At 71.3% G+C, this 10,554-nt stretch carries 8 protein-coding genes; 3 read left to right on the forward strand and 5 right to left on the reverse strand.

Going from position 1 to position 10,554, the window contains the following annotated elements; translation table 11 throughout:
- Position 1 precedes the first annotated feature (1 nt).
- The 5 genes from ABZ463_RS40380 to ABZ463_RS40400 all read right to left on the reverse strand — a co-directional run bounded on the left by ABZ463_RS40380 (position 2) and on the right by ABZ463_RS40400 (position 5,647).
- On the reverse strand, positions 2 to 1,183 hold the full coding sequence (locus ABZ463_RS40380; protein WP_362785215.1) for an iron ABC transporter permease: 1,182 nt from the start codon (positions 1,181 to 1,183) through the stop codon (positions 2 to 4).
- Positions 1,180 to 2,214: an ABC transporter substrate-binding protein gene (locus ABZ463_RS40385; protein WP_362785218.1), complete on the reverse strand. Its 1,035-nt coding sequence runs from the start codon at positions 2,212 to 2,214 to the stop codon at positions 1,180 to 1,182. Before ABZ463_RS40385 ends, ABZ463_RS40380 begins: the two co-directional genes overlap by 4 nt.
- The gene (locus tag ABZ463_RS40390) at positions 2,211 to 3,413 is read right to left on the reverse strand and encodes an MFS transporter (protein ID WP_362785221.1); all 1,203 of its coding nucleotides are present in this window, start codon (positions 3,411 to 3,413) and stop codon (positions 2,211 to 2,213) included. The genes ABZ463_RS40385 and ABZ463_RS40390 overlap by 4 nt, the downstream gene beginning before the upstream one ends.
- A complete protein-coding gene (locus tag ABZ463_RS40395; RefSeq protein ID WP_352013597.1) occupies positions 3,410 to 4,585 on the reverse strand; it encodes a SagB/ThcOx family dehydrogenase in 1,176 nt (391 codons plus the stop codon). Before ABZ463_RS40395 ends, ABZ463_RS40390 begins: the two co-directional genes overlap by 4 nt.
- 642 nt (positions 4,586 to 5,227) lie before the next feature.
- On the reverse strand, positions 5,228 to 5,647 hold the full coding sequence (locus ABZ463_RS40400; protein ID WP_362785224.1) for a hypothetical protein: 420 nt from the start codon (positions 5,645 to 5,647) through the stop codon (positions 5,228 to 5,230).
- Positions 5,648 to 6,271: 624 nt separating this feature from the next.
- Between ABZ463_RS40400 and ABZ463_RS40405 the strand changes: the two genes are divergently transcribed.
- The 3 genes from ABZ463_RS40405 (at position 6,272) to ABZ463_RS40415 (ending at position 10,381) form a co-directional block, all read left to right on the forward strand.
- Positions 6,272 to 8,362 carry a glycosyl hydrolase family 18 protein gene (locus tag ABZ463_RS40405; protein WP_362785227.1) on the forward strand — a complete coding sequence of 697 codons (2,091 nt, stop codon included), beginning with the start codon at positions 6,272 to 6,274 and terminating at the stop codon, positions 8,360 to 8,362.
- 233 nt (positions 8,363 to 8,595) lie between these two features.
- Positions 8,596 to 9,387, forward strand: a complete 792-nt coding sequence (locus ABZ463_RS40410) for an SDR family oxidoreductase (protein WP_352013594.1) — start codon at positions 8,596 to 8,598, stop codon at positions 9,385 to 9,387.
- 10 nt (positions 9,388 to 9,397) lie between these two features.
- Positions 9,398 to 10,381: an RNA polymerase subunit sigma-70 gene (locus ABZ463_RS40415; RefSeq protein ID WP_362785231.1), complete on the forward strand. Its 984-nt coding sequence runs from the start codon at positions 9,398 to 9,400 to the stop codon at positions 10,379 to 10,381.
- The last annotated feature ends 173 nt before the right edge of the window (positions 10,382 to 10,554 follow it).

The raw sequence follows: 10,554 nt of genomic DNA on the forward strand, positions 1-10,554 counted from the left end.
CTCACAGTCCTGTGGTCTCGCGGGCCCGGGTGTGCACGAGCCAGAGGAACAGCGGGGCGCCGATGACGCTGGTGACGACCCCGACCGGCAGCTCCTGCGGGTGCAGGGCCGTACGGGCGGCGATGTCCACCAGCACCAGGAAGGCCGCCCCGGCGAGGGCCGCGACGGGCAGCAGCCTGCGGTGGTCGCTGCCGACGAGCAGCCGGGCGGCGTGCGGGACGATCAGGCCGATGAAGCCGACACCCCCGGCCAGCGCGACCATCACCCCGGTGAGCAGGGCGACGAGCAGGAACAGGTGCCGGCGCAGCCGGGCGGCGGGGACGCCGAGACCGGCGGCGGTCTCGTCGCCGAGCAGCAGCGCGTTGAGCGGCCTGGCCTGGGCGAGCAGGGCGGCCATCGTCGCGGCCAGGACGACGGCGGGCAGCCCGAGCGAGGCCCAGTTCGCCTCGGCCAGGCTGCCGAACAGCCAGAACAGCACCGAATGGGTGGTGCCCGGGTCGTCGGCCCGCAACACGAGGAAGCTGGTCACCCCGGACAGCGCGTAGGTGACGGCCATCCCGGACAGGACGAGCCGCAGCGGAGCGAGGGCACCGCCGGTACGGGCCAGGGCGTAGACGACGGCGAAGGCGCCCAGCGCCCCGAGGAAGGCGGCCACCCCGGCCGAGGCCCCGCCGAGCGGCGCGACCCCGGTGACGGTGACCGCGACCGCCCCGACGGCCGCGCCGTAGGTGAGGCCGAGCACGTACGGGTCGGCCAGCGGGTTGCGCACCAACGCCTGGGTCGCGGCGCCGGACACGGCCAGGCCCGCGCCGACCAGCGCGGCCAGCAACGCCCTCGGCAGGCGCAGGTTCCACACCACGGTGTCCTGGCTGACGCTCCACGTGGGCTCGCCCTGGCCGGTCAGGTGCCGCATGAGGACGCGGGCCACCGTGTCGGCGGGTACGGCGACGCTGCCGAGCATGACGGAGGCGGCCAGCCCCACGACGAGCAGCCCGCCCAGCACGGCACAGGCCCCCAGGACGACACGGCGCCGCGGCGGCCGGGGCAGGACGGCGGACCGCTTACCGGGGAGCCCGCCGAGACGATCACCGGGGTGTTCGGCGGAACCCCTGCCCGGACGCTCGCCGAGACGATCGTTGGGGCGTTCGCCGGGAGGTCCGGCGGGTCGCGGGGGGCCGCTCATCGGGCCCGGCGCAGTTGCCCGGCGAGTTCGACCACGGCGTCGGCGTTGCGCACCCCGCCGACCGAGGCCGTCTCGTAGACCAGCCGGGCGAAACGCCTCTCGGTCACCGCCCGTACCCCGCGCAGCGCCGGGCTGGTGGTCAGGAAGCGTTCGGCCTCGGCGAAGCGGGCCTCGTTCGCGGCGGGGCTTCCCCGGTCGTAGACGATGACCAGGATGACCCGTGGATCCCGGGCCACCACCTCCTCCCAGCCGACCTTGGTGTAGGCCTCGTCCCGGTCACCGAAGACGTTGTGGCCCCCGGCGGTCTCGATGACCGCGTTGACCGCCTGTCTGTTGCCCGGCGCGTACGGCGTCGCGGTCCCCTCGTCGTACTCGAACGGGAACACGCTCAGCCGTTCCGCGTCCCTCACCTCCGCCTCGACCGGGGCGATCTTCCGCCGCATCTCCGCGATGACCCGTTCGGCCCGTTCGGGCACCCGGAAGATCCGGCCGAGGTTCGCGAGGTCCCGCCACACCAGGTCGAAGCCGGTCAGCGGGGCGGTCACCGCCGTCTTGCACGCGGTGGACAGGGCCAGGTAGGACGGGATGCCGTCGGCCGCCAGCTCCGCGCGGGACATGGCCCCGGGGGCGTCGAAGTTGCTGGCGAACCCGCCGAGGACCAGGTCGGGTTCCGCGGCGAGCACCTCCTCCCTCGGCACCGGGCGGTAACCGCCGCCCGCGGTGTACTTGCCGGACAGCGACCGCAGGGCGGCGACCTGCGCGGAGAAGCGTTCCGGCAGGCTGCCGGGGCGGGGCCGCTGCCCGATGGCCGTGACCCGGTCACCGAGACCGAGCCAGAGCATCAGTTCCAGCACGCTCGGGGTGAGCACGACCACCCGTTCCGGCGGGGCCCCGACGTCCGTCGCGGGGCCACCGCAGCCGGTGACGGTTGTCGGGGCCGAGGACACGGCCACCCCACCCCCGGGGGCCGCCGCGCAGCCGGGGGCCAGGAGAACGGCGACCAGGGACCAGCGTGTCAGCACACGCATCATGAGCCTTTCCCGGACGGTTGGAGGGCCGCGGCCCCGGCGGTCGCGACGACGGCGGCCAGTACGGCGAAGCCCGCGGCGGCGGCGAACACCACGGCCGACGGGGTGCCCGCGAGCGCGCCCGCGACGAGGTTGCCCAGCGCCGACCCGGTGAAGGTGGCCGTGATCCCCCAGGCGAAGGCCTCGGTCAGCGTCCCCTCCGGGGCGCACCGGCCGATGAGCTCGAAGTTGCAGATGACCATGGGGGCCAGCAGGAGCCCGGCGGGCACGCAGAGCGCGACCAGCGTGGGGACGTTCGGCGCGAGGGTGAGCAGTCCGACGCCGCAGCCGTACCCGGCGAGGATCACCCGCATCCGCACGGCGGCGTCGGCGCGCCACGACCGCGAGCCGTACAGCAGGCCGCCGATGAGGCTGCCCACGCCGAACGCGGCCAGCGCCAGGCCGCCGGAGGCCGGACCGTCGGAGCGTTCACCGGCGAACTCGACGAACCCGAGCCTGAGCACCCCCAGCAGGGCCCCGGTGAGCACCGAGACCGTGAGCAGCACGACGACGCCCGGCGAGCGCAGCGGCCCGGCCAGGCTCGCCTCCCTGCGGGCCGGGGCCCAGGAACGTGAGGGCGGCAGCGTGCTGAACCACACCGTGCCGCCGAGCAGTACGGCCGCGCAGCCGCCGACGGCCCAGGCGGGCCCGAAGGCCGCGCTGACCACGGTGACCAGCAGCGGCCCGGCGACCAGCGCGACGTCGAGCACCATGGCGTCAACCGCGAGCGCGGTGCGCCGTACCGCGTCGTCGTCGATCACGTGCGACCACAGCGCCCGCGCCGCGGCGGCCACCGGCGGCAGCGAGAGGCCGACCGCCGCCGCCCACCCGGCCAGGGCCCCGGTGGCCGGGCCCAGGTGCGCCGTCACCAGCAGGCCGGTGAAGGCGACCGCGTTGACGCAGGCCGCGGCGGTCAGCGGCCTGGTCTGCCCGAAGCGGTCCACGAGCCTGCCGTGCACCGGGACCCCGGCGGCGTAGGCGACGCCGCCGGCCGCCGTCACCACGCCCGCCGCCGGGTAGGAGCCGGTCCGCTCGGCCGCCAGCAGCAGCACCGCGAAGACGTAGGCCTGCAACGGCACCCGGGCGCACACGCCGACCAGCAGCAGTGACGGCACCCACCGCTGCCGCCACAGCCGCACGTACGCCGTGGCCGGAGCGCTCACCCGGCGGCCGGGTGGCGCTTGACGAGCCGGTTGGGGTCGGTGAGCCCGGCGCGGGCGATGCCCTCGGGCATCCCGGTCTCGCCGAGGACGGGGTTCCCGGCGCCGAACATGTACAGCACCCCCTCGGAGAAGCCGTCGACGCCGAGTGCCTCGTCGAGCTCCTCGTCCCGGAAGGCGGCGCTCTGCCAGGCGCCGAGTCCGACGGCGGTCGAGGTCAGCACGAAGGTCTGGCCCAGGTGCCCGGCCGACAGCAGCGTCACCCGCAGCGCCCGCGAGTGCCGGTACTTGTACATCGTCCGTTCGAAGACCACGGTGACGAAGCAGACGAACGCCGACGGCGTGCACATCTCCGACTCGTAGGTCACCCGGTGCAGCCGTGCCCGGTCGAAGTCGGGGTCGACGAGTTCGAGCGCGTGCGCCTCGGCGTTGTAGTGGTACAGCCCCGGCGGCACGTCCTGGACGTCGAGAACCGCGACGTAGCCCTCAAGCTCGTGCCTGGCACCCCCGCACGGACTGGTCCGCAGGATCAGCGTGCCCAGGTCACCGGCGTCGTAGAGCTGCATCGGCGCGAAGGTGTAGAACAGCGCCGTGGACAGCTGCGCCAGGCTCACCGGCTCCCCGGTGAACACGCGGTGTGTCCGCCGCCGGGTCAGCACCTGCCCGTACGGCTCCGCCAGCGGCAGGAACGCCCTGGGCAGGTAGACCCGTGGCGCGTCCGGATAGGACTTGAAGATGGCCGGTGGGGGACCGCCGGTGCGCCGTACCCAACCGGCGTCGGCGCGGCGTTGCTCCAGGCTGTCGCCGGTGTAGATCGTGTTCCGGGTGCCGAAGTGGAAGAAGCGGGCCTCCTCCCCCCAGTCACGCCAGGCGTCGAGGAAGCGTTCCTCGCGCTCCTCGGCTCCCCTCTCGACCAGCAGCCCGGCCTCGGCCAGGGCCAGGACCGCCTCGCGCACCGAGTCCTGGTCGAACTCACCCAGGTCGGAGGCGACCTTCTCGACGGTCGTCCAGTCGGTGAAGTGTTCGAGCAGTTCGACCGCCTGGGCGTTCACGGCGACCGCGTTTTCGGCCTCCTCGTCGGTCGAGCGGCTCTCCAGGTAGTTCTCGGCCGTCAGCTCGCCGTCGTGCCAGTAGATCATCAACGTTCGCGCCCGCCGGAACTCGGTCTGCGTCACGCACGCTCCCTCTCGCTCACCTGCTGCTTCTCCTGCCTCCGACCGGCCGCCGTCTCTGACCGGCCGCCGCCTCCGGCCGGTCACGGTTCCCGGCCGACCGGCCGCCGTCTCTGACCGGTCGCCGCCGGGAGAGCCCGGCGGCGACCGTCCATGACTGGCTCAGCCCTGTCAGCCGTGGTTGTTCAGCAGGCGGCTGCGGGTCTTCTTCCTGCGGGCCACGATGTCGAGCGTCTTCTTGACCATGGACGATCCTCCTTTCTCCCCGGAGGAGGCATGTGGCCTGTCTCCGGTTCTGGACAGTGGATCTGGACGGTGGACACCCGAGTAGTCGGCCGCCGGGCCCCGATGGTTCCCGTCGATCGCCGGACACCCACCGGCCTGGCGGAAAATCCGCGATAAATGGCTGTTTCTCACCTCGTGACGATGACATTCGAATGTCAAGATCCAGTCAAGGAGATCGTATTCGCGGGCCGTGTGGAAAACACGCCGCCCGGCCTGTGTTTCCGGACGGCGCCATGACCACCGGGCGGCCGGGGCGTCGCTGTCCCCCGGCCGCCCGGTACCACCGGGGCCCGCTCCGAAGGTGGCCACACCGGCGACCGAACCTGAGCGTCCCAGGGTGGCCCAGGGGACCCACAGGGGTCAGGCGTCCCCCATGGACTCCACGGTCTTCGCGGCCCCGGGGGCGCCGGCGGTCCCGGCGGTTCCGGCGGTCCCGGCGGAGGGGAGGCTCAGGCGGTCGGCCACGGTTCTGACGCCTGCGGCCAGGGCCGCGATGAGCAGCAGCAGGAACAGTCGCAGCAGGTCATGGCCGTCGAGGGTGAGTTCGGCCTCGGTGTTGACCAGGAACCCGGTGGCGAGCAGCCACGCCAGGACGGCGGTGGCCAGGGCGGCGGGCCAGCGGGGCGTGCGCAGGGCCTGACCGCCGACGGCGATCGCCATGACCAGCAGGCGCCCGCGGACCTGCCCCGGGGTGAAGAGCAACGACGCGACCGCCGTCGCGGTGACGGTGGCGAACAGGCCACCGGCGAGCGAGAAGCCGATCGGTTCTGAGCGGACCATCGCAACCGCCTTTTCCGCTGGAGATCCCTACTTTCTTCATCAAACTTCTGAACCACCATTTTTCACCCTTTGTCTACGCATCTCCTATGCTTTTCCGGATAATCCGTACGGGTTCCCTACCGGATGGCCGTCCGCCACGTCCGGCAAAGGTGTCAGGAAATCGGAATCAGGACTGACCAGATTGTTCTTCCGGTACCCTTTCCCGCATTTTCCCCGACCCGGAAACACCCCCGGCCGCACCGGGCGCCGGCACCGGGCGAGGCGGCCGTGTGGCACACCGCCGACGGTCACGCTCCGTGACCGTCGGCGGGGACGATGTCCCCGGGTGTACACGCTTGTTCACCCCCCGCTGATAACACGGGTTCCCGACTCCGGGTGAGAGGCATAAGGCCAGGTCAGGGTAGGTGCCGGGAAATTGTTAAGAAACTTACCGGCGGGAATTGTTAAGAAACTTGACAAAAGATACGGGCTGATCCAACCATTAGGTCACACGCGGATCCGCAACCCGTTCTCCCAACTCTGCGTTGAACCACGCATCAGACACGGCATCGGCCTGCCGGATGCGCCACCCCCCCATCCCGGGGCCCACTGGGTCCCGCCTGACTTCTGTTACGGGAGTCTGCAATGCACCTGAAAACATCGCTTCGCGCTGCCCTGGCGGCTGTCACCACAGCCGTCACGGTGCTCGGCGTCACCGCCATGGGCACCACGACCGCGAGCGCCACTCCGGACAAGGCCGCCGCCCCCGTCAAGGCCGCAGCCGCAGGCCTGCCCGAGCGGGTCTTCGCCCCCTACTTCGAGGCGTGGACCGGTGAGGACCCGGCGACGCTCTCCCAGCAGTCCGGTGCCAAGCACCTGACCATGGCGTTCATCCAGGCCGCGACCAAGGGGTCGTGCACGGCCTACTGGAACGGCGACACCAGCATGCCGATCTCGGCCTCCACCTTCGGCGCCTCGATCAACAAGATCAGGGCCGCGGGCGGAGACGTCATCCCGTCGTTCGGCGGCTACACGGCCGACAACACCGGCACCGAGATCGCCGACAGCTGCACCAACGTCAACTCGATCGCCGAGGCCTTCAAGAGCGTCATCAACACCTACGGCGTCACCCGGATCGACCTCGACATCGAGGACAACTCGCTGACCAACAGCGCCGGAATCGACCGCCGCAACAAGGCGATCAAGCAGGTCGAGGACTGGGCCGCCGCCAACGGCAAGAAGATCGAGTTCGCCTACACCCTGCCCACCACGACCAGCGGTCTGGCCGACAGCGGTCTGGCCGTGCTGCGCAACGCGGTGGCGAACAACGCCAGGATCGACGTCGTCAACATCATGACGTTCGACTACTACGACAACGCCAGCCACAACATGGCCAACGACACGAAGACCGCGGCCCAGGGTCTGCACGACCAGCTGGCGCAGCTGTACCCGAACAAGACGTCGGACCAGCTGTGGAGAATGATCGGCGTCATCGAGATGATCGGCATCGACGACTTCGGTCCCGCCGAGACGTTCAGGGTCGAAGACGCCGCCCCCGTGCTGAACTGGGCGATCAGCAAGAACCTCGCCTACCTGTCGTTCTGGGCGCTCCAGCGTGACAACGGCGGCTGCCCCGGGACCGCCGGCGCCAACGAGTGCTCCGGCATCGAGCAGAGCACCTGGTACTTCAGCCAGGCCTTCGCCCCGTTCACCAGCGGCAGTCAGAACCCGTCCGACGACTTCTCGGTCGCGGTCTCCCCCGCCTCCGGCTCGGTCAACCCGGGTGAGACGGCGACGACGACGGTCAACACCGCCGTCACCAGCGGCGCGGCGCAGACGGTCAACCTCGCCGCGACCGGGCTTCCCGCCGGTGTGACCGCGACCTTCACCCCCGCCTCGGTCACCGCGGGCGGTTCCTCCTCGCTGAAGCTCGCCACCACCTCGTCGGTGACCCCGGGCGTCTACCCGATCACCGTCACCGGCACGGCGGCCTCCGGCAACCACACCGCGACCTACAACCTCACGGTGAAGGGCACGTCGAACGACGACTACTCGATCTCGCTCTCCCCTGCCACCGGCACGGTGATCGCCGGGGACGCGACGACGACGACGGTCAACACCGCCGTCACCAGTGGTTCGGCGCAGACGGTCAACCTCGCCGCGACCGGGCTTCCCACCGGTGCGACCGCGACCTTCACCCCCGCATCGGTCACGGCGGGCGGTTCCTCCTCGCTGAAGCTGGCCACCACCGCCTCGGTGACCCCGGGCACCTACACGGTCACCGTCACGGGAACGGGCGCCTCGGCGACCCACACCGCCACCTACACCCTCACGGTCAACGGCGCCAACCCCGGTGGCACGGTGGCCAACGGTGACTTCGAGTCGGGCTCGCTCAGCCCCTGGAACTGCCAGCCGGGCGGCGCGGTGGTCGGCACCCTGGCCCACGGCGGCAGCCACGCCCTGCAGGTCGCGGCGACGAACAGCCAGACCGGTGAGTGCTCCCAGACGGTGACGCTGACCCCCAACCACAGCTACACGCTGAAGGGCTGGGTCCAGGGCAACTACGCCTTCCTCAACGTCTCCGGCGGCGCGACCGGCAGTGCCTGGGCCTCCTCCGGCGGCTGGAGCCAGGTCTCGGTGCCCTTCACCACCGGTTCCTCCGGCACGGTGAAGATCTCCGTCCACGGCTGGTACGGCCAGGGCAACGTCTACGCCGACGACTTCAGCATCTCCTGACGCTCGTCTGAGGCCTGACAGCCCACAGGGGCCGTCGCACCGGATCCGGTGCGACGGCCCTCGTCGTTTCCGAGAGCCAAGAGCCGGGACCCGAGAGCCGGGACCCGAGACTCGGGAGCCGGGAGCCGGGAGCCGGGAGCCCTCGGGAGGTCCCTGGGACATCTCCCGAAAAATCCGGAGAAAAAAGTTTCGCCGCACCGATGAGTTCGCGCCCGAGTCCCCGTTACAGGGGCATGACACAGATTCTGCGGGACAAGAACGTCATCATCTACGGCGCGGGCGGCGGCATCGGCGGCGGCGCGGCAAGGACCTTCGCCAGGGAGGGCGCCAGGGTCTTCCTCGCCGGACGCACCCGCGCGTCGCTCGACGCGGTCGCGGCGGACATCACCGAGGCGGGCGGCCTCGCCGAGGTCGACCAGGTCGACGCGCTCGACGAGCACTCGGTCGAGGAACACTTCCGGTCCGTCGTCTCCCGGGCCGGTGGGGTGGACGTGTCCCTCAACCTGATCACCCGCGGGGACGTGCAGGGCGTCCCGCTGGTCGACATGTCGGCCAAGGACCTCACCACGGCCGTCGTGAACGGCCTGCTGACGAACTTCCTCACCGCCAGGGTCGCCGCCCGCCACATGGCCACCAGGGGCGGCGGGGTCGTCATGACGATCACCAGCGGCTCCTCCCGAGGAACCGCCCCGATGATGGGCAGCACGGGCCCGGCGGACGCGGCGGTCGAGACGTTCCTGCGCTACCTGGCCGCCGAGGCCGGGCCGAGCGGGGTGCGGGTCGTCGGCCTGCACACGGCCGGGGTCATCGAGACCCTGACGCGCGAGAAGGTCGTCGAGGTGAACGGCGGGCTGACCGACTTCGACCCCGAGGCGTTCGAGAGGGCGATGGCCGGGATGACCATGCTCGGGCGCATGCCCAGGCTGGCCCAGGTCACCGAGACCCTGGCCTTCCTGGCCTCGGACAGGGCCGCCGGGATCACCGGCACGACCGTCAACGTCTCCTGCGGCCTGGTCGCTGGTTAGGTTCGTACCCATGCGGACGGGTCACCAGGAAACCGGCGAGGACACGCTCGTCACGGCCGCCCTCGCGGGGGACGAGACGGCGTTCGCCGCCGTCGTCGAGCGGCACCGCCGGGAGTTGCACGTGCACTGCTACCGGATGCTCGGCTCCTTCGACGAGGCCGAGGACGTCGTCCAGGAGACGTTCCTGAGGGCCTGGCGCGGAAGGGACGGTTTCCAGGGAAACGCGCTCTTCCGGGCCTGGCTCTACAAGATCGCCACGAACGCGTGCATCGACCACTCCCGGCGCGGGGCGCGCTCGGCCACGTCCTTCGCGGACCTGCCGTGGCTGCAGCCGTACCCCGACCGGTTGCTCGACCAGGTGGCGCCGGGCGAGACCGAGCCCGACGCCGTCCTGGTGACCAGGGAGACGATCGAGCTGGCCTTCCTCGCGGTGATCCAGCTCCTGCCGCCGAAGCAGCGGGCGGTCCTCATCCTGCGTGACGTGCTCGAATGGTCGGCGGCCGAGACCGCGGCGGCCCTGGACACGACGGTCGCCTCCGCCAACAGCGCGCTGCAGCGGGCCCGCGCCACGGTCAGGGAGCACCACCCGGTACGGCCGGCCCCCCGGCCGCCGAGCGAGACGGAACGGGAGCTGCTCAGGCGCCTCATCGAGGCGCACGAGCGGGCCGACGCCGACGCCGCGCTCTCCCTGATGCGCGAGGACATCCGGATCACGATGCCGCCGTTGCCCATGTGCTACGACGGACTGGCCATGATCGCGCCGCTGATCCAGCGGGGGCTGACGGACCCCGGAGAGTGGCGGCTGCTGCCGATCGCCGCGAACCGGATGCCGGCCGCGGCCAGTTACCTCAGGGCGCCAGGGGAGACGGAGTTCAAGGCGTTCAAGATCGACGTCCTGCGGATCGAGGACGGCGCCGTGGCGGAGATCACCACCTTCGACACCCGCCTCTTCCCCGCGTTCGGCCTGCCGCCCGTGCTGGCCATGCCTCGCTGAAAGCCCGATTCGTCGCTTTTTGTGCCAAGGACACTCCCCCATCTTCAGGGCGGGATCTTCGGGTGCGAGACTTCGCTGTATGGGGAGGATCGAGCCCGGTGGCCTGCTGCCGCACCTGAGACTGGACGAGCTGCTCACGGAGCTGCAGAGCCGCCTTGAGGCGGTGCTGGCCA

Origin of the sequence: Streptosporangium sp. NPDC020145, assembly GCF_040631275.1 — a bacterium.
In the GTDB taxonomy this organism is placed as follows: domain Bacteria; phylum Actinomycetota; class Actinomycetes; order Streptosporangiales; family Streptosporangiaceae; genus Streptosporangium.